The sequence below is a fragment of the Vibrio sp. 03-59-1 genome (assembly GCF_013114135.1).
Lineage (GTDB): Bacteria > Pseudomonadota > Gammaproteobacteria > Enterobacterales > Vibrionaceae > Vibrio > Vibrio cortegadensis.
Map to the genome: position 1 here is coordinate 49903 of NZ_VTYA01000005.1, position 25346 is coordinate 75248.

The following is a 25346-nucleotide window of genomic DNA, read 5'->3' on the forward strand; positions in this document are numbered from 1 at the left end:
GGGGCTAAACGAAACTCATTGCTTAGCCCCTATCGATTACGTTGTAATTCTAGAACTTAAGACTCGTCGTAGGTGACGAACTCGACGCTCAGCAGTCACGGCTTCAGGTTCAGATAACCCCAGTGGACGACCATCAATATCCAAACCAACATCACGCAATAAAAACGCATTGTCCCAAGGAATAGCGTGAACGGAACGACGAACTTTCGCTCTCCAAACTCTCTCTTCACGACGAAGATCAGCACGAACAAGTACAGTTGCAAGTTGTAGATATAGTGAATGACGCATAATAATTCTCCAGTAGATTGAATACACTGGGAAAAATGGCGTAAAAATTGGCTGTATAGGAAGGGTAGATAAGTTTGTATCCTATTTAAGCTGCCATTTTTCCGCAGCCTTTAAGGATACGGATTAATTAGTTATCAATGATTATGGTTTGATCGTCACACTTACCTGAAGTGCTGGCGTGAGCCATATTCAAAGTAGTGGGGTTATGATCAAAAGACGCACAGAATAACTGAACAAAATCGAAATATTTCATGATGCGCCTCCAAGTAACTAATTAATCCAAAAGTGTGCGTGACTATTCAAGTCACGGTTAAATTGTAAGCAATCTTGAGTATTCTTCAACCCTATTGCGATTAAATAATGTAAAACAATTCAATCAACTAGATAATCATCAAGCTAAGCATTTGGAATAACATATTCACCTAAAGAATAATAAAATCACACTAAAAATGACCAGATATAAAAAAGCCGCCTCTTGCTGGGCGGCTTTATAAATTGAAACTTAAGCTAAAATATTCAGTTATTTAGACGATGCCTTCACTTTCTGTGATTAAATTATGCTTGTTCAATAGGCGATACATCGTCGCTCGTGACACCCCTAGCTCTTTGGCCGCATGGGAAACATGCCCAGAATGAGACTCTAAAACAAGACGCAGCGCATCGCGTTCTGAACGCTCACGAATACTTTTCAAACTCCGCTTACTATCATTTCGCTTTGAGAGTTCAAGTTGAGTTTCGTCAAGCATAACGGTATCCGACATCAACACCACACGCTTGATCTGGTTCATTAGCTCACGAACATTTCCCGACCAATGGTATCGAGTCAGCTCTTTAAGCGCTTCTTCAGAAAAACTTCTAACTTGAGCATTAAACTCTTTCGAGTACTCCTGTAAAAAATGTTTAGCCAAAATAGTAATATCACCGGTTCGTTCTTTAAGGCTTGGGACATTAATCCTCAACACATTAATGTAATGATACAGCTCTTCACTAAAATCCCCTTCCATCAGTGCTTTTTCTACATCTGAAGAGTTGGCCGATAAAATTCGCACATCGACTTCTTTTAAGCCATCTTTAGTCTCAATCGTTCCCTCTTTAAGAAAACGGAGCAAATTTAGTTGTTGGCATTTTGGCATATGAAGAATGTCATTCAAAAGAACGGTGCCGCCATCCGCTTGCTCTAATAAAGAGAGCTTATCACTATCGTTTTGATCAATACCAAACAGTTCACTCTCCATTCGCCCTTCAGAAAGTGCTCGGCAGTTAATGGTAAGAAATGGTTTCTTTGCTCGGGATGAGGTGTTGTGAATCGCTCTCGCTACCGTTTCTTTTCCTGTGCCGTTTTCGCCATAGATCAAAATACTGACGTCGGTCGGGCCGATACGCTTCACTTGATCGCGTAGGCGCTTCATTGGGATCGATTCTCCTATCAGTCCCATGTCATTTTTTGAGCCATAGTTTGGCCACACTTTTTTCTCTAACTTTAACATTCCCAACTGGTGACCAATGGTATTCAGCAATTGAGCATCAGGAATTGGGGCCGTAAAAAAGTCGATACAAAAGTTAACGATAAACTGGCAAATAGTATCTGAGCTAAGTTGTGACTCTCGGATAAATGCAATCCATCGAACCTGTTTATGAGTGCTAACTAAATTAGCCATCCCATTTAAACTAAATTCATCGTGACTAAGATCGACAATGCCAATACATGGGCCAGTCTCACTAAACAAAGCATCTGCTTTACGTAAATCTGCGCACTGAGTGCAACGCCAACCAACCTGTTCTAATACGGTTAACCAAGGTTCGTATGTCCCACCGACTACGACGAGAGAACCAGGGACAGAATCCATTCGGAATTGAGTTCCCATTAGTTTCTTCCTTATTATTTATAATATTATTTATAATAAATATGCCATCTATATGATGTATATATATTGAGACTATCTTCTTAGATTTGACGTCTCAATACTAAGACTAGTTTGGAAATAGTGGATTCTCTACCTAATCATTAGGCTGGATTCACAGAAGAATGCATAACAGAATGTACTCACCTGCATGTTTACAGCCAAGTTCACATAATGTGAGTTATTGCTGTAAATTGGAGCGGTTGAAATGTACTAAACATTTGTAAATAGGTATAAAAAAAACCACCCGAAGGTGGCTTTTTTTAATTAGATGGGCTGTCACATCCCATAAGCGAGTATTACGCTTGTGGACGCATTGCCGGGAACAAAATCACGTCACGGATTGTGTGCGTGTTTGTAAATAGCATTGCCAGGCGGTCGATACCGATTCCTTGACCAGCAGTTGGCGGTAGACCGTGCTCTAGTGCAGTAATGTAGTCTGCATCGTAGTACATCGCTTCGTCATCACCTGCATCTTTAGCGTTAACTTGCGCTTTAAAACGCTCGTCTTGGTCTTGTGCATCGTTAAGCTCAGAGAAACCATTCGCAACTTCACGGCCACCGATGAAGAATTCAAAGCGGTCTGTGAAGAATGGGTTGCTATCGCTACGACGAGCCAATGGAGAAATATCCGCTGGGTAGCCAGTGATGAACGTTGGTTGAATTAGCTGAGGCTCAGCCGTTTCACCAAAGATCTCTTCAAGAAGCTGACCACATGTCCAGAATTTCTCAACGTACAGACCCACCTCTTCTGCAATTTTAACCATCAATTCTCTGTTCTGAAGATCATCTTCAGTCAGAGCTTGAATGTTTGCATTTTCAGGTGTGTAGTGTTTGATTGCATCGAACATGCTCATGCGAGCGTAAGTGCCACCGAACTCAACCGTTTCGTCGCCGTAAGGCATAGAAGTCGAACCAAGAACGTCCATCGCTGCTGTGCTTAGCATCTCTTCAGTTAGATCCATTAGATCTTTGTAGTCAGAGTACGCTTGGTAGAATTCCATCATTGTGAATTCTGGGTTGTGACGTGGAGAAAGACCTTCGTTACGGAAGTTACGGTTGATCTCGAATACACGGTCAAAACCACCAACCACTAGACGCTTAAGGTAAAGCTCAGGTGCAACACGTAGGTACATGTCGATGTCTAGTGCGTTGTGATGGGTGATGAATGGACGTGCTGTTGCACCGCCTGGGATCACGTGCATCATTGGCGTTTCAACTTCTAGGTAGCCTTTTGAGCTCATGAAGTTACGGATTGAAGACACAAGCTTAGAACGCACGATGAATGTGTTACGAGAATCTTCGTTCACGATCAGATCAACGTAACGCTGACGGTAGCGCATCTCTTGGTCAGTAAGACCGTGGAACTTCTCTGGCAGAGGACGAAGTGCTTTCGTTAGCAATTCAAACTCTTCCATGTTTACGTAAAGATCGCCTTTACCTGATTTGTGAAGCGCACCTTTAACACCGATGATGTCACCGATATCTAGGCCTTGGTACTTCTCTTTCAGTACTTTTTGAACATCTTTTGCTGCGTATGCTTGGATACGGCCAGATGTTTCTTGAATCGCTAGGAATGGACCACGCTTAGCCATTACACGACCAGCAATTGCCACAATGTGGTTCAGCTCTTCTAGCTCTTCTTTTGTCTTTTCACCGAATTCAGCTTGAAGATCACCTGCAAGGTTCTCGCGGCGGAAATCATTTGGGTGGCCATTCGCTTTACAGTTTTGGCGGATATGATCCAGTTTGCCACGGCGCTCTGCAATCAATTTGTTTTCGTCTTGTAGTTGCTCAGTCATTGCTTAACCTTTTGCTTTCAGTCGGTTCGCTTACAGGCCTGATTTCAGGCTGGCTTCGATAAATTTGTCTAAATCTCCGTCGAGAACCGCTTGAGTATTGCGGTTTTCTACGCCGGTACGTAAATCTTTAATGCGTGAATCGTCGAGTACATAAGAACGAATTTGGCTGCCCCAACCAATGTCAGATTTTGCATCTTCGTTGGCTTGTTTTTCCGCATTCTGTTTTTGTAGCTCGTATTCAAATAGTTTTGCACGAAGCTGTTTCATTGCTTGATCTTTGTTCTTATGCTGAGAACGATCGTTTTGGCACTGAACAACCAGGTTAGTCGGAAGGTGGGTAATACGTACCGCAGATTCCGTCGTATTGACGTGCTGACCACCAGCGCCTGACGCACGATATACATCGATACGTAAGTCAGATGGATTAATATCAATAGCGATGTTGTCATCAATCTCAGGATAAATAAACGCAGATGCAAATGAAGTATGGCGACGGCCACTTGAATCAAATGGTGACTTACGAACCAAACGGTGTACACCCGTTTCAGTACGTAACCAACCGTAAGCGTACTCACCAGAGATACGTACTGTTGCACCTTTTAGCCCTGCGACTTCACCGTCAGAAACTTCGATCACTTCAACTTTGAACCCTTTCGACTCTGCCCAACGCAAATACATGCGCAGCAATATTGAAGTCCAATCTTGCGCTTCTGTACCACCAGAGCCAGATTGTAAGTCGATATAGCAATCAGAAGCGTCATGATCTCCAGAGAACATACGGCGAAATTCGAGTTTTTCCAGTTTCGCTTCTAGTTCAGCAAGCTCTGGCTCAATTTCATCAAACGTTTCTTGATCTTCTTCTTCAACAGCAAGTTCAAGTAGACCTTCAACGTCTTCAACGCCTAAATCTAATTGATCGATAGTTTCAACAACCGCTTCAAGTGCTGCACGTTCTTTACCTAACGCTTGTGCGCGCTCAGGTTCGTTCCATACATCCGGTTGTTCTAGCTCTGCATTTACCTCTTCTAGACGCTCTTTTCTAGCGTCATAGTCAAAGGTACCCCCTCAGGATATTTGTGCGTTCAGACACATCCTGTAGACGGTTTTTAATTGGATTGATTTCAAACATGTTTTCTCATCATTTATGAGTAGAAATTAACCGAGGAATTCTACTCAAAAATGTGACGAAGATACAGAATTTTTTGTGCTAAAGGGCTTGAAATAAAAAGTGAAAAATTATGCATAAATCCACTTTTTACTCTATTCCTATTTCGCTTCGAGGTGATCCACTAACAATTGAAGAGATTGATTACCGCGGAACTCGTTAATATCAAGTTTATATGCAAGTCGAACCGTTTTTGCGGATGCATCAGGCCAACGGCGTAAATCGACATTAAAAGCGATACCGTCAATCATGACGTTAGTTGGCAGCCCTTTGTATAACGGCTCTAACATCAATTTCAAATGCTTTTCCCCCACCAGCTTTTGGTGCAACACTTTAAACTCACCATCAAAAATGGGATCAGGGAACGCTTGCCCCCAAGGGCCGCCAGAACGAATGGTTTGAGCGGTGTGCATGGAAAACTCTTCTGGCTTTAATTCTCCATCGGATAAGATCACCCCTTTTAAGGTAGACTCACCTAACTCTTGACGAACTGAGTCATCAAACAGTTGGCTAAATCGCTCAAAATCTTTTTCCATAATGGTTAAGCCAGCCGCCATCGCATGACCACCAAACTTTAAAATCAAGCCGGGATTTTGCGTATCGATTCGATCAAGTGCGTCGCGCATATGAAGACCTTGAATCGAACGGCATGAACCTTTAATCATCCCTTCTCCGCCGTCAGCAAAAGCGATAACAGGGCGATGAAATTTGTCTTTCACTCGTGACGCTAAAATACCTATAACGCCTTGATGCCAATCACGTTGAAATAGAGCAAGACCATAAGGTAGTTCAACCCCTTCACCAAACTGAAGTCGCTCACAAAAAGCCATTGCTTCTTGCTTCATGCCCTCTTCGATCTCTTTGCGCGTCTGGTTAAGACCATCTAACTCACTGGCCATTCGACGAGCGGCATGGATGTTATTACTCATTAAGAGCTCAACCCCAAAAGACATGTCATCTAATCGGCCTGCGGCGTTAATTCTAGGCCCTAATGCGAAGCCGAAATCAGAGGCAACTAATCTTTTTGCGTCACGCTTAGCGATTTCAATTAATGCTTGAATACCAGGGCGAGCTTTACCTGCACGAATGCGTTGCAAGCCTTGATGAACTAAAATTCGATTATTCTCATCCAATGGAACCACATCGGCGACAGTCCCTAGCGCCACCAAGTCAATCAACTCCATTAGTTTTGGTTCTGGCATGCCTTGCTGTGTAAACCAACCTAGTTTTCGCATGTGGACACACAGAGCCATCATCAAATAAAACGCGACACCTACCCCTGCAAGTGCTTTTGATGGAAACTCACAGCTCTCAAGATTTGGGTTCACCATTGCATCAACCGCAGGTAGTTCATGTCCAGGTAAATGGTGATCCGTGACCAGAACCGTTAACCCCTGCTCTTTGGCATAACGCACCCCGTCAATTGAAGAGACACCGTTATCTACCGTCATGATCATTTGCGCACCAAGCTCAATGGCTTGATCGACCACTTCAGGACTTAATCCATAACCATCTTCAAAACGGTTTGGAACCAAATAGTCAACGTTATTACTGCCTAACATTCTTAAAGCGAGAACAGACAGAGCGGAACTGGTTGCCCCATCGGCATCAAAATCACCCACAATAATAATGCGTTTTTGAGTGCTAATGGCCTCAAACAAAAGCTCAACTGCTTTATTAATGCCACCTAACTTCTGAAAAGAGTGAAGTCCTTTTGCCGCCGTTTGAAGCTGATCTAAATGAGTAATGCCACGGTTGATGTAAATTCGCTTCAACAGATCCGGCATAGATCCGGGAAGCAAAGTGACATCAGCATCTGGACGACGTTGGATTTCAATCATGAATGTGGTTCTCTCTCGACGAGTAAATCTAAAATAAGAAATTTGCCTTTAAGACAATCGAGGCCTGGTATTCACCAAGCCTCATTATGAAAGCGTTTAAAGCCGGTGTTATTTAATCTGTTCTAAGCGTTGTAATAATTTTGCAGGAGGAAGGTAGCCGCCAACCAATTCGCCATTTGGCAAGAAAATAGCGGGAGTACCACTGATACCCAACTCACGACCTAAATTGTAGTGCGCTGAAATCGTCTGTTGGCATTGAGCTAAATCATTCACGCCCGTGCCAAACTTACGGTTTACTTTTGCATCGTGCATCGCAGATTGTGGATCCGCAGCACACCAAACGCCCGCCATTTGCGTCGCTACTTGACCTGTTGGGCCTTGACGAGGGTACGCCATGTAGCGCACCGTGATGCCTAGCTTATTATAGCCATCCATTTGACTGTGTAATTTCACACAGTACCCACAAGTAATATCGGTAAAGACCGTTACTACGTATTTTTCATTTTTAGATTTGTATTCAATTGAACTGTCTTTAAAGGACGCAATTTTTTCAGCATTGAGTGGAGCTTGTCGCTCAGCAACCACATCCACATAGTTACCCTCTTCATCCAGTGAGTATAGAGTACCTGCTAAAAAATGGTCTCCGTTTGGAGAAGCAAAGATAACGCCACCGCTCGTTTGAACTTCCACTAAACCATTAATATCCGCAGGTGCAACATTCAAAACCTGAACACCTATTTTAGAAAATCTCGCGGTCAGTTCGGCTTTATCAAACGCTGTCGTTGTCACTTGTTGAGAATCAACTTTCGCCGTCGAAGCTTCAGCCGTTGTGCCATCTGCACCATTACAAGCTGCAACAAAAAATGGCAGTGTTAAAAGAGTTAGTCGGCGTAATACGCTCATGAAAATCACCTTAAAAAATAGTCGAGTTAAGCCCTTGGATGGTGCTCGTGATGAATCTGTTTTAGTCTTTCTGTCGCGACATGAGTATAAATTTGCGTGGTCGATAAGTCACTATGTCCTAGTAACATCTGAACCACTCTTAGATCTGCACCATAGTTTAGTAAATGTGTGGCGAATGCATGGCGCAATACGTGAGGAGATAACAACTCAGTATCAATTTCAGCAATCAGTGCATAATGCTTTATTCGATGCCAAAATGTTTGTCGCGTCATTTGCCTTGCTCGTCGGCTAGGGAAAACCACGTCTGACGTTTTTTCTCCTAATAGCAATGGACGCCCCTGCTCGATGAAGGTTTCAATCCAATCAACGGCATTTTCCCCCATAGGAACCAAACGTTCTTTGCCCCCTTTACCTATCACTCTTACTACGCCTTGGCGCAAACTGATGTTTTCCATGGTCAGGCTAACAAGTTCAGTCACACGTAAACCTGTCGCGTACAAGAGTTCGAGCATCGCTTTGTCTCGAAGTTCAATCGGATCGTTAGGATCGGGCGCATTCAGCAAATCATCAACTTGCTCTTCGCTTAAATCTTTCGGTAAACGCTGAGGCAATTTAGGGCTAACAAGCAGTGCACTTGGATCATCCGCTCGATGCTTTTCTCTATGTAAGTACTGAAAAAGACGCCGAATCGCCGACTGCATTCGAGCTCGTGATGTCTGTTTGTAATCTTGATCAACCAACCAAGCTTGATACTCTTGTAAACCCGATAAGCTGATGAACCCTAAACGATAATTGTGCTCACCCATCCACTTAATTAATTTCGATAAATCCGTGCGATAAGAAACCAATGTATTTTCAGCTAAACCTCGCTCCATCCACATGGTATCTAAGAACTGTTCAACTATCCCTAAATCACCACTCTGATTTTGCAGCTTATCTTCATTGTTATTATTCGAAGTCATCTAGATTTTTTACTACCGTAAATCCTTTGTCATTATCGCCTCAGATTAAGGCAGAGCTTCGGTAATTACTATAAAAAAGAGAACTAGAGCGGATATTCACTGCAATCATCCGCAAAATATGGGTAGAATTCGCCATCACTTCTCAAAACCAACGATGCGCTATGAAAATTGGACTGTTCTACGGCTCAACCACTTGCTACACCGAAATGGCTGCCGAAAAAATTCGGGCAATTATCGGGGAAGATCTCGTCGATATTTTTAATGTCAAAGATTGTGATATTTCCCAAATGGGCAATTATGATCTCTTAATCTTAGGCATCTCGACTTGGGATTTTGGCGAAATTCAAGAAGATTGGAGCGCGATCTGGCAAGAGGTTGGTGGCGTTCCACTGAAAGATAAATGCGTCGCTCTCTTTGGTTTGGGCGATCAAGAAGGGTATGGTGAATGGTACCTTGATGCGATGGGTCTACTTCATGATGAACTCAAAAGTAGCGGCGCACAGTTTATTGGTTACTGGCCAAATGAAGGCTATGAATTTGAAGCATCAAAAGCTCTCACAGAAGGCAACTCTCACTTCGTTGGTCTAGCGTTAGATGAAGATTCTCAATATGAGCTAAGCGATCAACGAATTGAATCTTGGTGTGAACAAATTTTAGTTGAGTTCCACGACTCTCTATAAATAACTACGCCAAATAAAAAAGGGGTTGATGCTTAACACATCAACCCCTTTTTTAGTATTCAGAATGACGTTATGCCACTTCTTCTACTAACTCTTCTTGCTGAGATTTACCTACAAAGAACATGCAAACCATCGCGGTCACTGTCGGTAATAACCAACCCATACCGATGTCAAATAAAGGCAGCATATTTAGCGCAGAAACATCAACGCCAGCCACTTTAGCGCCATCAATCATAGCGAACATCAGAGAGACTAAAATCACAGCACGGTACGCCATTTGCGGGTTTGGTAGCTTCTTACGGATAAAGGTAAGTGCAACCAATGCAATCGCCACTGGGTACAGTGCAAACAGCACAGGTACAGAGAGTGAAATAAGCTGAGCTAGACCCACGTTTGCCACTATTGCACAAGCCACACCATTGATGATGACCCATTTTTTGTAAGACAGTGGCGTCAATGAGCTGAAGTAATCAGAACATGCTGAGATCAGGCCAATGGCTGTGGTTAAACACGCTAGCATTACGATGACAGACAGAACAATCTGGCCAGATGGTCCAAACAGAGCTTGAACGTATAGGCTAAGAACAACACCGCCGTTATCGACACCACTTGCTACTGCTGCACTTGTCGCGCCAAGGTAGAACAGTGAGATATAAACAAATGCTAAACCAGCAGCCGCAATACACGCTGCGCTGATCAGGTATTTAGTTACTGCAGCACGCTCTGTTACGCCTTTACTGCGCATGGCATCAACAATTAGCATACCAAACATCAATGAACCGAACGTATCCATTGTGTTGTAGCCTTCAAGGAAACCTTTCGTCAACGGCTGAGTCAGGTAATCCCCTTGAGCGGCAATCATCGCACCTTGAGGGTTTGTGAATACGGCAACAGCTAAAATAATAAGACCGACAAAAAGTGCAGGTGTTAATACTTTACCAATAACATCAATCAGTTTGCCCTGCGTCCAAGCGAAACCCATCGCGATAGCAAAGAAAATGATAGAGAAGATCGTTAAATCAATTTGAGCGGCATCGATAATGAATGGTTTAACTGCCATCTCGTAGGCAACAAGACCGGTACGAGGTGCTGCAAATGCAGGGCCGATAATGATAAAGATCAGAACCGCCATGATAGTCGCAGCTTGCTTTGGCAAGTCTTTAGTCAAATGGCCCCATGTGCCACCCGCAACAGCAATAGCAATAATGGTAACCAAAGGAAGACCTACCGCTGTTAATAAAAAGCCACTCATTGCAGGCAATAGGTTTTCACCCGCTAGCTGACCCGCTAGAGGTGGAAAGATAATGTTGCCAGCACCCAAGAAAAAAGCAAAAAGCATGAAGCCCAATGCAATTATATCTGTTAATTTTAAACTCTGTTTCACAGATAACCCTTATACTTATAATTTATTAAATGTTGTGTTTACTTTCGGAAATGAACCACTCAAAAATGCGAGGTAGCATCAAGAAAATAGAGCCGCATAATGACCAAACACTCATCAATCCGCAAGTCTCAAGAAAAAAACACCATATTAATTTACATATTCACCTCAAAAGCAGTGAATATCACTGGCTCTGAAAAAATATCCAGTATTATATTTGGATCATAAAAGACCCAAAACCGATAACAACCAGAACATTCAACCAAACATTTGTTTAACATTAGATGTAATTACTTAAATTAATCAAAGCGCCAGAATAAACATGAAAAGTAGCACGTTAAAAACTAAGAGCTTCAATTTTAAACAATTCTCAATCAATGGGGGGCAAAGTGGTATGCCCGTTAGTACCGATGGCGTTCTACTCGGTGCGTGGTTCGAGCCACATCAAGCACAAACAATATTGGATTTAGGAACAGGGACAGGATTACTCGCTCTCATGTGTGCTCAACGTTTTCCAAATGCCAAGCTCCAAGCTATCGATATTGATCAACATGCAATTCAAGCGGCAACACACAATTTCCAATCATCACTTTGGTCACCGCGCATTAAGGGTTTACTTGGGGATATTCTTACTCAAGATTTCAGTCACACATTTGATGCCATCATCTGTAACCCGCCTTACTTCAATAATGGCGAACAGTCACAACATACCCAGCGAGCCACTGCCCGTCATACCGACACCCTATCGCATCGCGATCTATTAGCACGCAGCCACGCACTACTTTCTGAACAAGGAAAAGCGAGTTTTATTCTGCCAAAAGTGGAAGGCCAAGCTTTCATTGATATGGCGAAAGAGATGGGCTGGTTTTTAAGTCGAATTTGTACCGTTAAGCCTTCAGAGCGAAAACCTGAACATCGGATCTTATTCGAATTAAGTAAACAACTGGAAGAAACGTCGGTGGAATGTTTAACGATTCACGGCGCAAACGGTTATAGCGATGACTTTATTGCGTTAACCAAAGATTTTTATCTCAAGATGTAGAAATATCATGTGATCCTAATCACTAATGCTTCTATAATGCCCGACTATTCTTTTTTATCCTCCATGCCGTAAATGAAATGGCTTGTGGAGAACATTATTGCTTGTGGAGAAACAACAGTGATCAGAACCTTTGCAGAACTCGATCTTGACCAAGATCTGCTAAAAGCAATCGACGAAATGGGCTACGAACGCCCAACACAAGTACAAGCAGAAGCGATCCCACAAGCGTTAGATGGAAAAGACGTTTTAGCATCAGCCCCGACAGGCACAGGTAAAACTGCCTCTTTTGCTCTGCCCGCTTTGCAGTACTTACTCGATTTCCCACGTAAGAAAGGCGGCCCTGCGCGTGTCCTTATTCTTACTCCGACTCGTGAGCTTGCTATGCAGGTTGCCGATCAAGCTCGTGAAATGGCGAAATACACCAGTTTAAATGTCTTCACCATTACCGGTGGCGTCATGTACCAAGAGCATGCTGATATTCTTGGCACGACTCAAGATATCGTGGTTGCAACACCAGGCCGCTTAATGGAGTACATTGAAGCTGAGCGTTTTGATTGCCGTGCCATTGAATGGCTGATCTTAGATGAAGCTGACCGCATGCTTGATATGGGCTTTGCACCGGTTGTTGACCGCCTTGCTGCTGAATGTCGCTGGCGTAAACAGACGTTGCTATTCTCAGCAACACTAGAAGGCAAAGGCGTTGAAGGCTTTACTGAAGATCTTCTTAAAAACCCTGCTGAAATCGATGCACAATCATCACTACGTGAACGTAAGAAGATCACTCAGTGGTATCACCGTGCCGATACGCCAGATCACAAACTTGCGCTACTGAAACACATCATCACAGAGCAAGCGGAACGCACTATCGTATTTTTGAAAACCCGCGATCGTTTGGCTGAACTCCGTTCTCAATTAGAAAGTGCCAAGATCCCATGTGTTTGGATCCAAGGTGAAATGCCACAAGATCGTCGTAACAGTGCTATGTCTCGTTTCCGTGATGGCAGCATCAACGTATTATTGGCAACCGATGTTGCCGCGCGTGGTATCGACCTTCCGGACGTAAGCCACGTTATCAACTACGATATGCCTCGTACTGCCGATGTCTACCTGCACCGTATTGGCCGTACCGCTCGTGCTGGTAAGAAAGGTAATGCGATTTCGATTCTTGAAGCCCATGACCAACCAATGATTGAACGTGTTGCTCGTTACACCAAAGAGAGCATTAAAGAGCGTTTCATTGAAGGCATGCGACCAACGCATAAAAAGCCGACTTTCAGTAAGAAAAAGAAAGTGAAAAAAGACGACAAAAAAGCCGTCGCTAAAAAGAAAAGCGCGAAGAAAAAGAAAAAGTAGTTCGATTTGAAAAGATGAGGTTATCGGTCTTGTGACACAAGCGTCTGCCTCGTTGCTAAATTGAAAGAGACAAAAAGGCCGATCAATAACCATTGATCGGCCTTTTTATTGAGTTCATCTAAATTGAAACGAAGCTCGCTTGAGCTGAGAACTTAGCCAAAAAAACTAAATTAGTTCTGCTCTTCGCGCTTAAATACCAACTCTTTAGCGTTTGACTCTTGTTCTACAAAGTAATAACCCGCCACATCAAACTTCACAAGCTCTTCAACCGACTCAATACGGTTTTCAATAATGTAACGCGCCATCAAGCCTCGTGCTTTCTTCGCATAAAAGCTGATCACTTTATATTGGCCGTTCTTACAATCTTTAAATACTGGCGTAATCACGTCGCCATTCAATTTCTTTGGCTTGACCGCTTTAAAGTATTCATTCGACGCCAAGTTGATCAGCACATTATCGCCTTGCGCTTCTAATGCTTGGTTCAACTTATCGGTAATGAGATCACCCCAGAACTGATACAAGTTAGTGCCACGAGCGTTGGCTAACCGCGTTCCCATCTCTAAGCGGTAAGGCTGCATCAAATCTAACGGCTTTAACAAACCATAGAGGCCCGAGAGCATACGTAAGTGTGACTGTGCATAGTCAAAGTCGCCATCACTCAACGTTTGAGCATCGAGCCCAGTATAAACATCGCCTTTAAAAGCCAAAATAGCTTGTCGGGCGTTCTCAAGGCTAAACTCTTCACGCCACTGTTCAAAACGCGCCACGTTCAAGCCAGCGATTTTATCACTCACTTTCATTAATGCTGATATATCGGTAGGGGTAAGCTTACGACACTCTTCAATCAGCTCTGCCGAATGTTCAATAAATTCAGGCTGAGTAAAACGTTCAGTGACAAGTGGAGACTCATAATCCAACGTCTTAGCGGGTGAAACAACGATTAGCATGACTTGTACCTTATAGTAATATTTTTCTTAGAGTATAAAAAAAGCCACGCTGCGTCATTAACTGACTGCAACATGGCTTTTATTTAACTATTTCAGTAATTCGAAACAGTTAGTCTTTTTTGTTGTTATCCCAAATGCCATCTTCAAGCTGAGATTTTAGCTCAGGGAAATCGTCTGCATTAAAAGTGGGTAGTTTGCCTGCTTTCAACTGCTGGTTGTAATCTTTCGCAAGCTTAATCACGATCCCTGATAGCAAGATAATCGCCACCAAGTTCACTATCGCCATCAGCCCCATTGATACATCTGCAAGCGCCCAAACCGTTGGCAGGGTCGCCATTGAACCAAACATCACCATTGCAAGAACCACGACACGGAATATACCAATGCCCGCTTTATGATTATGCTCTAAGAAGATCAAGTTCGTTTCAGCGTATGAGTAGTTAGCAATGATCGACGTAAAGGCGAAGAAGAAGATTGCAACGGCAACAAAAATACCGCCCCATGGACCCACTTGAGCCGTCAATGCTCGTTGAGTCAGCTCAATACCCGTAATTTCGCCGTGCGGAACATATTCACCCGACATTAGGATAATCGCAACCGTCGCTGAACAGATCACAATAGTGTCCATAAATACGCCTAGCATCTGAACATAACCTTGAGATGCTGGGTGTGGTGGATATGGTGTTGCCGACGCCGCAGCATTAGGTGCAGAACCCATACCCGCTTCATTCGAGAACAGACCACGTTTAATACCTTGGATCATAGCTTGAGCAATCGCGTAGCCTAAACCACCCGCAGCCGCTTCTTGGAAACCAAACGCACTCTTGAAAATCAGCGCCAACACTTCTGGTACTTTTTCAAGGTTCATGAACATCACGAACAGAGCAATACCTAAGTAAGCTAATGCCATCACAGGAACAATCAGCTCGGCAGTACGTGCAATACGCTTGATGCCACCAAAAATTACAACAGCAGAAAGAAGAACAATACCGATACCGACATAAATTTCTTCAACACCAAAAGCCGTTTTCATCGCGCCAGCAATTGAGTTCGCTTGAACTGCATTGAAAACAAGGCCGAAAGCGATGATAAGGAAGATAGAGAATAGAACCCCCATCCAACGCATTCCTAACCCTTTTTCCATGTAGTACGCAGGGCCACCACGGTAGTTACCATCGTCATCTTTAGTTTTGTATAACTGCGCCAATGTGCTTTCGGCAAATGATGTTGCCATACCAAGCATCGCAATTAGCCACATCCAAAAAATAGCACCTGGGCCACCAGCAGTAAGAGCAACAGCCACACCAGCCATGTTACCCGTACCAACACGAGCTGCTAAACTGGTACAAAGCGCTTGAAAAGAAGAGATACCAGCACTGTCCGCTTTACGGCTGTCTTTTAGGACACTGAACATGTGACCAAAATGGCGAAACTGAATAAACCCAAGGCGGATAGTGAAGTAGATACCTACACCAACCAAAAGATAAACTAAAATCGATCCCCAAAGGAGATCATTCATTAAATTGATTAAATCTGTCACTTGAACCTCACATAGAGTTGCACTGATCCTGCTTCCTAGCCCTCCTCTAACTCGCTTATGCCATGTGTCAATGTTGTGTTTGGCATTGGTTATATTGCGTTTTATTGCAAGTTAGAATGTAAATTGTCGCTTCATGCATCCATTTTACGTATCAGTGTATTTTGACGGGCGGATAATGCAGCTTGATTGGGGAAAAATCAATAAGAGATCGAGCGCATAACGTATGTTAATTCTTACCAATACGTCACCTACCGTTAACACAACAGGAAACATTTACTTTCAATTCCAGACACAAATAATCACATAAACACCACAAGATAGGTGTTCGCCCTCTTATGAGAATGGCATTCCTTATGTGAGCAATAAAAGTAGGCAAACCAAGGTGTCAGCCAAATCTCTCAAATTATATTGACCCATCCCACATCCATTCTGAATTAGGCTATAAGAAACAAAACACACACCACGCCAAATACGCCTAATTAAACACGATTAGTTAACAATTAGAGCCTACAAATTTAATCACGAACATCGACTCGTTTGGATAATTTTTAACCAAATCACATTGTAAAAAGTGTGCGGCTCAGTGAAAAATAGTACGAAAACGTAATGAAAAAGAAACAAATGAGAAACATATCAAGGTTATACTGCTCGAAAATATGCTAATAAACAGCTTCCGAGAAGGAAGAATAACTAAGCAAATGAGGTAGCTTATGGAAGGGTTGCAACTAGAACATGTTATGGATAGCTTTACACCTCCAACTCGCTCAACAAAAACCAAACCCGCCAAGCGTAAATGGCGAGAAATTGAAGCGATTAACGATAAAAAACGTCTCCAAAAAGAGCTGATGGATCTTGATGGATGTCTAGATTACAAATATGAAGATATTGAGCTTTAACCGTTAACTAGAGAGTCTGGTTTCCCTTGCTCTCTAACTCACCCCAACGATCAATATAAAAGAGGCGCTGCATATGCGCCTCTTTCTATTTAGCCAAATCAACTATTACAGTGAACTGAAAAGCAATCTTCCTTAAAGACAACCTGCTTAGTCTCATCTCACTTAGCTGAAAGTATCGCGCGTCAACTAAATGCATTCCCGCTCAGTCTGCCGAACTCTTTCTGCCAGTTGTAAATACCGATCTGCAATCGTCTCCCCAAATACTGGGTCATTATCTTCTTGTTCCCACAACGCTTCGACTTGTTGCCAATCTTCCGTTGTAAACGCTCGATTAATCAGAGGGATGATCTTTTTCTCTTCAAAATCGAGATGCTCATGCTGGTCAGTAATAAATTCTTGGAGTTGTTTAGTAAAGACTTCACGTGGAACAACGGCATCTTGCAAAATCATTTCCACGACGCCTAAGAATTCATGTGTTTTTTCAGATAACGTGACATGCTGAGATTCAAGGTTTTCGATCTCTTGTTGATGACCGTAATGCTCTTGGTAATAGTGATATAGAACATCTTCTTTAGGGTGGTGTATTTTTTCTGAATGATTCGCTAAGTAATCGACTACCTCTTTTACTAAGCTGTAGTTGATTGGTTGATCGTTATTCAACTGCTTGAGTTTAGTACTTAAAATGGCTAACAGGCGAACCATATAGCCATGCTCTCGTCTAATCCTTTCAATCATCATTGTAAGCCTCCGTTATACTCACTAAAAGTAAGTGTATATAAAGAGGACTCATCCTGCTTTGATTTTGGTCGAAAAACAGCCAATTAACTTTTTAAGCAGACTTTATCAAACATGATGAACTATAACGTTACAGGAAGATGCCAATTAATCGGTTGTTTTCCACTATCAATAAGTAATTGATTAGTTTGAGAGAAATGCTGACAACCAAAAAATCCACGTCGGGCTGAAAGTGGTGAAGGGTGTGGAGCAGACAGAACATGGTGACGCTCACGATCGATCATTTGACCTTTCTTCTGAGCATGCGCTCCCCATAATAGAAAAACAATGCCATCACCTTGAGCATCCAGTACTTCAATGACCTTGTCAGAAAACGTTTCCCAGCCACATTTCGAGTGAGAGTGAGCCAACCCTTCTTCAACCGTAAAGACAGTATTAAGCAGCAATACACCTTGATCTGCCCAAGAGGTCAAATAGCCATGATCTGGAATTACAAATCCATCAATATCTTCAGCCAGTTCCTTGTACATATTTCGTAGTGATGGCGGTGTTTTTATTCCCGGAAGCACTGAGAAACATAAACCGTGTGCTTGATTTGCACCGTGATATGGATCTTGCCCCAAAATAACCACTTTAACCTTGCTAATCTCAGTATGCTCAAAGGCATTAAACACATCAGATTCAGGAGGGTAAATCGATTTACCTTGCTTTCGTTGTGATCCGACAAACTCAACCAGAGCCTGAAAATACGCTTTCTGCTTTTCAGACTCAATGACATCATTCCAACAGCTAAAAGGGTTCATTGTAATTCTCGAAAAATAAACATTGCCCTATTCTACGCTGCGGCATGTACATTAGTAGAGAATTAATTTTAGGGTCGAGGGCGAGTTGGGCAACGGTGTGGGTTTGGGCCAGTGATATGCCGATTAGGGATCGGCAAACGTGATGTTGGGGACAGGGGTCTCACTGTCGGTTTCGATATTCCTATTAAACCGTTTGAATCTTGCATATGGCATCCTCCACTACATTCAACTAAATCAGATCCTACTCATTCAGCCCCTCCTGCTAATAAATACTGAGCAGGAGAGTGCCGTATAAAAGACATGAAAAAAAGATGCCAAGTTTATGCGTCAGTCAATTAGCGAATTGAATCCAAATGAAATTTTCTTAGCTGCTGAATTTCATCTTTCCAAATGGTTGAATCTATTGTTTCTAAAATCAAAGGGATAGAATCAAAACGCTCATCAGCCATGATATATTCAAAACAGCTCCAACCAATTTCTCCTTTACCCAATGAATGGTGCCTATCCACTCGGCTCGCAAATTCTACTTTCGAGTCATTTAGGTGCATTGCCCTTAAATATTGCATGCCTACAACATGATCGAACTCAGCAAACGTCGCTTCACAAGCCTCTGCACTTCGTAAATCATACCCAGCAGTAAATGTGTGGCAGGTATCTAAGCAAACACCAACTCGCGATTTATCTTCTACTTGATCAATGATTTCAGCGAGATGCTCGAAACGCCAACCAAGGTTTGTTCCTTGACCAGCCGTATTCTCGATAACGGCGACAACATTAGGCACTGCTTGATGAGCTAAATTTATTGACTCTGCAATCTTAGACAAACATTCGCTCTCTGAGATTTTCTTTAAATGGCTACCGGGATGGAAATTAAGCAGTGTTAGCCCCAACTGTTGGCATCGCTCCATTTCATCTATAAATGCCGCGCGCGATTTCTCAAGCTTCTCTTCTTCTGGAGCGCCCAAGTTAATCAAGTATGAGTCATGGGGCAGAATTTGCTCTGCAGAGAAGCCCAGCATTTTGCAATTCGCTTTAAATGCGCTGATCGTTGCCGCTTCAAGTGGTTTTGCTACCCACTGTCTTTGGTTCTTAGTAAACAGAGCAAAAGCATTTGCTCCTAACTCTCGTGCCCTCAGTGGAGCTTGATCAACACCACCTGCCGCCGAGACATGTGCACCAATATATTTCGTTATTTGCTTTGAAGTTTTCATGTTCTTTAATCACTTTGTACTTTCAGTTTTAGTCTCTAACCGGTTGTTATTCTTTGATTGAGTTCAAAATTTAGACTCATTTTGTAGTAAGTTTACAACAAAATGAGTTGTTAACTATTTTTTATATTATTAAATAAATTGTAACCAGCATGTTTTTAAAGGTTTTATTGATTCAGCGCAATAAAACAACCTTGAAAAAATAATGGTTTTTAGTTGTAATTTGATCTAAATCAATACTATCATGTCGGATATTGGATATATAATACCCTGCTCAATAAAATTCGAAAGTTAACACCACAATAAACACCACAGAAGTGGACTAGGAGATAGTGATGATTCAAGGTATTCAAATTACTAAAGCTGCAAACGACGCGCTACTAAACTCAATCTGGCTACTAGACAGCGAAAAAAATGAAGCTCGCTGTGTTGTTGCTTCTGCAGGCTACGAAGCTGACCAAGTTGTTGCAGCAGCAGAACTAGGTGAGTACGAAAGCCGTGAAGTTGCAATTGAAAGCGCACCGCTAATCGAAGGTGGTCAACACCTTAACGTTAACGTTCTAAAACGTGAAACACTTGAAGATGCAGTTGCGCACCCAGAAAAATACCCACAGTTAACAATCCGTGTTTCTGGCTACGCTGTACGTTTCAACTCTTTAACCGTTGAACAGCAAAAAGACGTAATCGCACGTACTTTTACTGAATCTCTATAATTGATACTCAGCTATCTCAACCTTAGGTTGGTGTAGCATCAAATAGAAAAACGGCACTCAATTGAGTGCCGTTTGTTTATCTGTCACTTGCGCTTACTTTTGAGCGTTACGTAATACCACTTTCAAAGCATCAAAATCATTTTCTAGATCTTCCGATAATAGCGCTAATGCCGCATGTTTTGCTAAAGGCGCTGGCAGTTCGATGTCTGTACCTAAAATATCATCAACCACGTCTTTAAACTTAGCTGGGTGAGCCGTACAAAGGAATAGTCCTGTTTCATCAGCCTGAAGTTGCTCATCAAGCAGACGATAAGCTATCGCGCCATGCGGCTCACATAAGTAACCTTGAGCTTGTAGGTCACGTACAGATTGCGCACTCTGCTCGTCTGATACTTTACCTTTACCTAACGTATCCAAACCCCAGCCTTTCAATTGACAAAGTTCTTCTATACGAGGCCAGTTATTCGGTTGGCTTACATCCATTGCATTTGATGTTGTCGCTACCGTTGGTTTTGGATCCCATTGACCAGTCTCTAAATAACGAGGCACAGTATCGTTTTCGTTGGTTGCCGCAATAAAGCGCTTAACAGGTAGCCCTAACGATTTTGCCAACAACCCAGCGGTCAAGTTACCAAAGTTGCCGCTTGGTACTGAGATCACTAGATTTTCACGCTGCTCTTTTGTCATTTGAGCAGCCGCTTCGAAGTAGTAACAAATCTGAGCCATTAAGCGACTAATATTGATTGAGTTCGCCGAATTTAAACCTATCTCTTTACGCAGTTCGGCATCATCAAATGATTGCTTCACTAATGCTTGGCAATCGTCAAAATCACCATTAATGGCTACTGTGTGAATATTTTTACCTAACGTGCAGAAAAGCTTCTCTTGCAGAGGGCTAATCTTGCCTTTCGGATATAGGATCACAACATTAATGTTTTCCATACCATAGAAAGCATGAGCAACCGCAGCGCCTGTATCACCCGACGTAGCAGTAAGAATAGTGATCTTTCCACCATCGGATACCGCTGCCAAAGATTGAGCCATAAAACGACCACCAAAATCTTTGAACGCTAGTGTCGGCCCATGAAATAGCTCCAGTGCGTACACTCCCTCTTTTACCTTTTTAATCGGTGCTGGGAATTGGAATGCAGCATCCACCAGTTCATTGACTGTCTCAGCTGACAGTTCATCACCAATCAGTGCTGATAATATTTTGCTACTACGAGGGATAAAATCCTCTGCAAGTAGTGCATCAATATCGTCAAACTTTGGTAATACTGATGGAAAAAATAGACCTTGATTACGACCTAACCCTTGGCGCACGGCTTGGCCAAAAGAGACTTGCTCGTCATTTTCTTTGATGTTGTACAGCTTCATAGTGAACTTCCTGTAACGATCGAACCCTGCTTATCTAAACGACAAACATGAACGAATCCTTCTTTATTTTGTACGTAATTTTGTTCGAGCCAAAGAGCAACGCGCTCTGCGACATCTTGTGTTTCGCAAATGCTAAATAGCGTTGGACCACTGCCTGAGATTCCTGTGGCAAGCGCTCCGGCTGATGTCGCATAGTTACGCGCATCAGCAAAACCCGGTAGCAGTTTCGCACGATATGGTTCAGCAATCACGTCTTTGATCATCTTCGCGGCAAGCTGAGGTTGATTCGAGTGACACGCATGAATAAAGCCTGCGAGGTGACGTCCGTGTGCAATAATATCTTGGCGGCGATATTGAGACGGTAGAATTTCACGCGCTTCCGCAGTCGATACTTTAATTCCCGGATATGCCATCACCCAGAACCAATCATCAAAGCATGGTACTTCTTGGCTGATGATATCGAGCTCTTCTAGCATAAGTTGCACGCCACCAAGATAACAAGGGGCGACATTGTCATAATGGATACCACCAGAGATCTTCCCTTCCATCTCTCCCATTAGGGCTAAAAGTTCAGTCTCATTTAGTGGCTGTTCATGAAAACGATTGAGCGCATCGAGGGCAGCAACAATCGAACAGGCACTCGATCCTAGCCCCGAACCAATTGGCATGTTTTTCTCAAGCGTCATTTCAAGAGGTTTAAGCGCTACCCCTTTGCGATCTAACTCGCGAGCAAACACAACCCAGCAATCATACACAATATTATCTTGTGGATTTTCAGGCAGCTTAGAGACAAAGTTACCTGCAGTTTTTAAGCTAAAGGCTTGCTCACCATCTTGTACCAACACTCGGTCACCAAGCAGCGAGCCATCAATTGGCGATACCGCGGCACCCAGTACATCAAAGCCAACACTTACGTTGCCGATAGATGCTGGTGCGTAAACGACAACACCGTTATTCGTAGAACTCATGGTTAAACTCCCAACTTCCAGCCAAGGGTACGCATTACATCAGAGAAAACCCCTGCAGCGGTAACTTCGGTTCCCGCACCGTAGCCACGTAATACTAACGGGATCGGCTGATAATAGCGGCTATAGAAGGCTAAGGCGTTCTCACCATCTTTAATCTTAAACATTGGGTCGTCGCTATCCACAGCAGCGATACGAACTTTGCACTTCCCTTCGTTAATTTCACCGACATAACGTAAAACTTTACCCTCTTCTTCGGCCGCAGCTAACTGCTGTTTGAAATATTCATCCGCTTCAGGTAAGCGCGCCATGAACTCTTCGATACTTCCTGAATCGTCAAAACCAGGTGGTAGAGCTTGGTCCACTTCAACATCTTCCAGTTCAAGAGCCATACCCGCTTCACGAGCGAGGATCAACAATTTACGCGCGACATCCATACCAGATAGATCATCACGAGGGTCAGGTTCCGTAAATCCATTCTCTTTTGCTATGTTCGTTGCTTGACTTAATGTCATGCCTTCATCAAGTTTGCCAAAGATGTAAGAGAGAGACCCAGATAAAATACCGTTGAATTTCTCAAGCTCATCGCCCGCTGAAATCAGGTTTTGCAGGTTTTCGATAACAGGAAGCCCAGCACCTACCGTTGTTTCATACATCAATTTACGGCGCGAGCTTCTCGCCACATCTCGTAATTGGTGATAGTAAGCCATGCTTGCGGTATTGGCTTTTTTGTTTGGTGTGACAACGTGGAAACCTGCACCAAGGAAATCAGCGTATTGCTTTGCGATCCCTTCACTGGATGTGCAATCTACCAAGACAGGGTTGATAATATGGTTGCGCTGAACAAGTGAAATGAGCCTTGCAAGGCTGAATTCTTCTGTTGCGCTTTTCATTCGGTCTCGCCAGTGTTCAAGTGGCAATCCTTCACTATCAAGCAGTAAACCTTTACTATTCGCCAAACCACAAACACGGATCACAATGCCTTTGTCCGCCAATTTTGCTTGTTGACGCTGAATTTGGTCGACTAACTCACCACCGACACCACCAATCCCAACAACGAAGACATCAAGGAAATGTTTAGAGTTAAATAAGTTCTCATGACAAGCTTTGATCGCTTCTTTGATCTTATCTTCTGGGATCACCGCTGAAATTGCTCGCTCTGAAGAGCCTTGAGCAATCGCGACAATATTGACGTTCACTTCAGCCAAAGAAGCAAAGAATTGAGAAGCCACACCACGAGAAGTGCGCATACCATCCCCAACAAGAGTGACAATGGCGACATCATCAATAAACTCTACGGGCTCTAAAAGACCATCTTTAAGTTCCAATTCAAAAGCGTCACGTAGAACTTGCTGTGCTCGCAGTTTATCCATTTCTTCAATACAGAAACTGATACTGTACTCGGATGAAGATTGCGTAATCAGGACAATAGAAACACCAGCAGAGGACATCGCACCGAAAACACGGCTCGCCATGCCTACCATGCCTTTCATTCCTGGGCCCGATACATTAACCATTGTTAGGTTACTTAGCGTGGTGATCCCTTTAATTGCGAGGTTATCTTCACCTGTATCTTGACCAATAAGTGTCCCAGCACCTTGTGGATTAAAACTATTTTTGATTAAGCATGGAATATGGAATTGAGCAATCGGTGCGATGGTTTTAGGGTGCAATACTGAAGCACCAAAATAGGATAACTCCATCGCTTCTTGATAGCTCAGTGATTTTAACAAGCGAGCGTCATCAACCAAGCGAGGGTCACAGTTATAAACACCATCCACGTCCGTCCAGATCTCACAGCAATCTGCACGCAAGCATGCTGCTAATACAGCAGCTGAGTAGTCAGAACCATTACGACCTAAAGTGACTAATTCACCTTTTTCATTACCGGCGGTAAAACCAGGCATAATGCTGACGCTACTGCTAGGAAGTGGATTCTGACGAAAGTTTTGAGTAGAAACATCAACATCAACCATAGCTTCAAGGTGATCACCTTTGGCAAATAGATATTGAACGGGATCAATCAAGTTGGCAGCTTGCCCTTTTGCCTCTAATACCGCTTTCATTAGCTGAATAGAGATTCGCTCGCCTTTACTGATAATGCGTGCATTAACATGATTTGGGCACATACCCAGTAAGTTAATACCATGCACAAATTGGCGTAGTTGCGATAATGAGGTCTTAACTTGATTATCAAACGCCGTGTTTGCGATATTAGGCAGAACAGCCTTAATGGCGATAAATAGCTCTTGAAATGATGACTCAAGCTCCGCAATTTGCAGCTCGGCTTCGCCATTGCGTAAAGCTCCATCGATCACTGCTACTAATTTATTGGTCGTTTTTCCTGGTGCAGATAGAACAACCGCAACCTCTTCCTGTTGAGCATTATTAGCAATGATATCCGCAGCTCGTAAAAAACGATCTGCATCTGCTAACGATGATCCTCCAAACTTTAAAACTCGCATCCCTTTCTCCAAAATCGTAAAAATGACCTAAAAAAAAGGCCCGTATCTCGTTAGATACAGGCCTTTTTTTGAAAAATTTCGCTTAGCAGCCTGCCCCAACATTTATAATATCGGTAATAATAATGGTGGTGGTCATTACTAGTTGGCTGTTATGAAGCATATGATAATTCTCTATACTCTTTGCGATTGCGTAACTCTACGTTTACCGATTTTACAAACTTTAGTCAATTAAAAACTGATTTTTTTTCATATTTAACTAGAATTATCGGTTGAAAGCTCTTTTTATCGCTTCTAATTAGCTCAAACAAAGCATTGTCAAAGACACATAAGTTAATAACTAATTGCTATATGATTTTTACAGCAATCACTTTTCCATTGT

At 42.9% G+C, this 25346-nt stretch carries 21 protein-coding genes and 1 other annotated feature; of the genes, 5 read left to right on the plus strand and 16 right to left on the minus strand.

Annotated features, from left to right (window positions below; translation table 11 throughout):
- Positions 1-36: 36 nt before the first annotated feature.
- The 7 genes from F0249_RS06590 to xerD form a co-directional block, all read right to left on the minus strand.
- Positions 37-288, minus strand: coding sequence for a hypothetical protein (locus tag F0249_RS06590; protein ID WP_017053685.1), 252 nt, complete (start codon positions 286-288; stop codon positions 37-39).
- Between the two features lie 524 nt (positions 289-812).
- A complete protein-coding gene (gene vpsR / locus F0249_RS06595; RefSeq protein ID WP_017053687.1) occupies positions 813-2153 on the minus strand; it encodes a cyclic-di-GMP-binding transcriptional regulator VpsR in 1341 nt (446 codons plus the stop codon).
- Between the two features lie 335 nt (positions 2154-2488).
- The gene (gene lysS, locus F0249_RS06600; RefSeq protein ID WP_017051027.1) at positions 2489-3991 is read right to left on the minus strand and encodes a lysine--tRNA ligase; all 1503 of its coding nucleotides are present in this window, start codon (positions 3989-3991) and stop codon (positions 2489-2491) included.
- Positions 3992-4021: 30 nt separating this feature from the next.
- Positions 4022-5120, minus strand: a protein-coding gene (prfB, locus tag F0249_RS06605; RefSeq protein WP_113799374.1) for a peptide chain release factor 2 whose coding sequence is annotated in 2 segments (ribosomal slippage) — positions 4022-5044 and positions 5046-5120 — 1098 coding nt in all. Because the reading frame shifts where the segments join, the coding sequence is not laid out codon by codon here.
- 137 nt (positions 5121-5257) lie between these two features.
- Positions 5258-6997, minus strand: a complete 1740-nt coding sequence (recJ, locus tag F0249_RS06610; protein WP_113799376.1) for a single-stranded-DNA-specific exonuclease RecJ — start codon at positions 6995-6997, stop codon at positions 5258-5260.
- Positions 6998-7105: 108 nt separating this feature from the next.
- Positions 7106-7900: a thioredoxin fold domain-containing protein gene (locus tag F0249_RS06615; RefSeq protein ID WP_171756188.1), complete on the minus strand. Its 795-nt coding sequence runs from the start codon at positions 7898-7900 to the stop codon at positions 7106-7108.
- 26 nt (positions 7901-7926) lie between these two features.
- Entirely contained in the window at positions 7927-8862 is a 936-nt protein-coding gene (xerD, locus tag F0249_RS06620) for a site-specific tyrosine recombinase XerD (RefSeq protein ID WP_171756189.1), read from the minus strand.
- 161 nt (positions 8863-9023) lie between these two features.
- On the opposite strand from xerD, the gene fldB reads away from it, so the two are divergent.
- A complete protein-coding gene (fldB, locus tag F0249_RS06625) occupies positions 9024-9542 on the plus strand; it encodes a flavodoxin FldB (RefSeq protein ID WP_113799382.1) in 519 nt (172 codons plus the stop codon).
- A gap of 70 nt (positions 9543-9612) precedes the next feature.
- On the opposite strand, the gene brnQ is transcribed toward fldB, so the two are convergent.
- Positions 9613-10926, minus strand: a complete 1314-nt coding sequence (gene brnQ / locus F0249_RS06630; RefSeq protein ID WP_171756190.1) for a branched-chain amino acid transport system II carrier protein — start codon at positions 10924-10926, stop codon at positions 9613-9615.
- A gap of 319 nt (positions 10927-11245) precedes the next feature.
- On the opposite strand from brnQ, the gene F0249_RS06635 reads away from it, so the two are divergent.
- Both F0249_RS06635 and srmB read left to right on the plus strand, forming a co-directional pair.
- Positions 11246-11965, plus strand: a complete 720-nt coding sequence (locus tag F0249_RS06635) for a tRNA1(Val) (adenine(37)-N6)-methyltransferase (RefSeq protein WP_171756191.1) — start codon at positions 11246-11248, stop codon at positions 11963-11965.
- 117 nt (positions 11966-12082) lie between these two features.
- Positions 12083-13318 (plus strand): ATP-dependent RNA helicase SrmB, encoded by a 1236-nt coding sequence (gene srmB / locus F0249_RS06640; protein WP_113799637.1) that lies wholly within the window; start codon positions 12083-12085, stop codon positions 13316-13318.
- 170 nt (positions 13319-13488) lie between these two features.
- Here the strand turns inward: srmB and yaaA are convergent, their stop codons facing one another.
- Together yaaA and F0249_RS06650 are read right to left on the minus strand one after the other, a co-directional pair.
- Positions 13489-14265, minus strand: coding sequence for a peroxide stress protein YaaA (gene yaaA / locus F0249_RS06645; protein ID WP_171756192.1), 777 nt, complete (start codon positions 14263-14265; stop codon positions 13489-13491).
- 109 nt (positions 14266-14374) lie between these two features.
- Positions 14375-15805 carry a sodium:alanine symporter family protein gene (locus F0249_RS06650; RefSeq protein ID WP_113799390.1) on the minus strand — a complete coding sequence of 477 codons (1431 nt, stop codon included), beginning with the start codon at positions 15803-15805 and terminating at the stop codon, positions 14375-14377.
- Positions 15806-16515: 710 nt separating this feature from the next.
- Here F0249_RS06650 and F0249_RS06655 point away from each other — a divergent pair.
- The gene (locus F0249_RS06655; protein WP_017051038.1) at positions 16516-16701 is read left to right on the plus strand and encodes a DUF3545 family protein; all 186 of its coding nucleotides are present in this window, start codon (positions 16516-16518) and stop codon (positions 16699-16701) included.
- A gap of 186 nt (positions 16702-16887) precedes the next feature.
- Here F0249_RS06655 and F0249_RS06660 read toward each other — a convergent pair whose 3' ends face one another.
- The 3 genes from F0249_RS06660 to nfo all read right to left on the minus strand — a co-directional run bounded on the left by F0249_RS06660 (position 16888) and on the right by nfo (position 19450).
- Positions 16888-17439, minus strand: a complete 552-nt coding sequence (locus F0249_RS06660; RefSeq protein WP_017051039.1) for a hemerythrin domain-containing protein — start codon at positions 17437-17439, stop codon at positions 16888-16890.
- Positions 17440-17558: 119 nt separating this feature from the next.
- The gene (gene ung, locus F0249_RS06665; protein WP_171756193.1) at positions 17559-18239 is read right to left on the minus strand and encodes a uracil-DNA glycosylase; all 681 of its coding nucleotides are present in this window, start codon (positions 18237-18239) and stop codon (positions 17559-17561) included.
- A gap of 335 nt (positions 18240-18574) precedes the next feature.
- The gene (nfo, locus tag F0249_RS06670) at positions 18575-19450 is read right to left on the minus strand and encodes a deoxyribonuclease IV (RefSeq protein ID WP_171756194.1); all 876 of its coding nucleotides are present in this window, start codon (positions 19448-19450) and stop codon (positions 18575-18577) included.
- A gap of 332 nt (positions 19451-19782) precedes the next feature.
- Between nfo and grcA the strand changes: the two genes are divergently transcribed.
- Positions 19783-20160, plus strand: a complete 378-nt coding sequence (gene grcA / locus F0249_RS06675; RefSeq protein ID WP_017051042.1) for an autonomous glycyl radical cofactor GrcA — start codon at positions 19783-19785, stop codon at positions 20158-20160.
- A 93-nt stretch (positions 20161-20253) separates the two neighbouring features.
- Here the strand turns inward: grcA and thrC are convergent, their stop codons facing one another.
- Genes thrC through thrA form a run of 3 tightly spaced genes read right to left on the minus strand, consistent with a single transcriptional unit; the run spans position 20254 to position 24967 of the window.
- Entirely contained in the window at positions 20254-21537 is a 1284-nt protein-coding gene (thrC, locus tag F0249_RS06680; protein ID WP_113799396.1) for a threonine synthase, read from the minus strand.
- Positions 21534-22505, minus strand: a complete 972-nt coding sequence (gene thrB, locus F0249_RS06685; protein ID WP_017051044.1) for a homoserine kinase — start codon at positions 22503-22505, stop codon at positions 21534-21536. Before thrB ends, thrC begins: the two co-directional genes overlap by 4 nt.
- Before the next feature lie 2 nt (positions 22506-22507).
- Positions 22508-24967 (minus strand): bifunctional aspartate kinase/homoserine dehydrogenase I, encoded by a 2460-nt coding sequence (thrA, locus tag F0249_RS06690; protein ID WP_171756195.1) that lies wholly within the window; start codon positions 24965-24967, stop codon positions 22508-22510.
- 29 nt (positions 24968-24996) lie between these two features.
- Positions 24997-25114 (minus strand) — a sequence feature (Thr leader region).
- Positions 25115-25346 lie beyond the last annotated feature (232 nt).

Excerpts from the sequence above, each read along its gene's own strand:
- vpsR (WP_017053687.1), bottom strand. The coding sequence starts at position 2,153 with ATGGGAACTCAATTCCGAATGGATTCTGTCCCTGGTTCTCTCGTCGTA.
- F0249_RS06615 (WP_171756188.1), bottom strand. The coding sequence starts at position 7,900 with ATGAGCGTATTACGCCGACTAACTCTTTTAACACTGCCATTTTTTGTT.
- F0249_RS06655 (WP_017051038.1), top strand. The coding sequence starts at position 16,516 with ATGGAAGGGTTGCAACTAGAACATGTTATGGATAGCTTTACACCTCCA.
- yaaA (WP_171756192.1), bottom strand. The coding sequence starts at position 14,265 with ATGCTAATCGTTGTTTCACCCGCTAAGACGTTGGATTATGAGTCTCCA.
- ung (WP_171756193.1), bottom strand. The coding sequence starts at position 18,239 with ATGAACCCTTTTAGCTGTTGGAATGATGTCATTGAGTCTGAAAAGCAG.
- recJ (WP_113799376.1), bottom strand. The coding sequence starts at position 6,997 with ATGATTGAAATCCAACGTCGTCCAGATGCTGATGTCACTTTGCTTCCC.
- nfo (WP_171756194.1), bottom strand. The coding sequence starts at position 19,450 with ATGAAAACTTCAAAGCAAATAACGAAATATATTGGTGCACATGTCTCG.
- xerD (WP_171756189.1), bottom strand. The coding sequence starts at position 8,862 with ATGACTTCGAATAATAACAATGAAGATAAGCTGCAAAATCAGAGTGGT.
- thrC (WP_113799396.1), bottom strand. The coding sequence starts at position 21,537 with ATGAAGCTGTACAACATCAAAGAAAATGACGAGCAAGTCTCTTTTGGC.
- thrA (WP_171756195.1), bottom strand. The coding sequence starts at position 24,967 with ATGCGAGTTTTAAAGTTTGGAGGATCATCGTTAGCAGATGCAGATCGT.
- F0249_RS06635 (WP_171756191.1), top strand. The coding sequence starts at position 11,246 with ATGAAAAGTAGCACGTTAAAAACTAAGAGCTTCAATTTTAAACAATTC.
- thrB (WP_017051044.1), bottom strand. The coding sequence starts at position 22,505 with ATGAGTTCTACGAATAACGGTGTTGTCGTTTACGCACCAGCATCTATC.
- F0249_RS06660 (WP_017051039.1), bottom strand. The coding sequence starts at position 17,439 with ATGATGATTGAAAGGATTAGACGAGAGCATGGCTATATGGTTCGCCTG.
- grcA (WP_017051042.1), top strand. The coding sequence starts at position 19,783 with ATGATTCAAGGTATTCAAATTACTAAAGCTGCAAACGACGCGCTACTA.
- lysS (WP_017051027.1), bottom strand. The coding sequence starts at position 3,991 with ATGACTGAGCAACTACAAGACGAAAACAAATTGATTGCAGAGCGCCGT.
- F0249_RS06590 (WP_017053685.1), bottom strand. The coding sequence starts at position 288 with ATGCGTCATTCACTATATCTACAACTTGCAACTGTACTTGTTCGTGCT.
- fldB (WP_113799382.1), top strand. The coding sequence starts at position 9,024 with ATGAAAATTGGACTGTTCTACGGCTCAACCACTTGCTACACCGAAATG.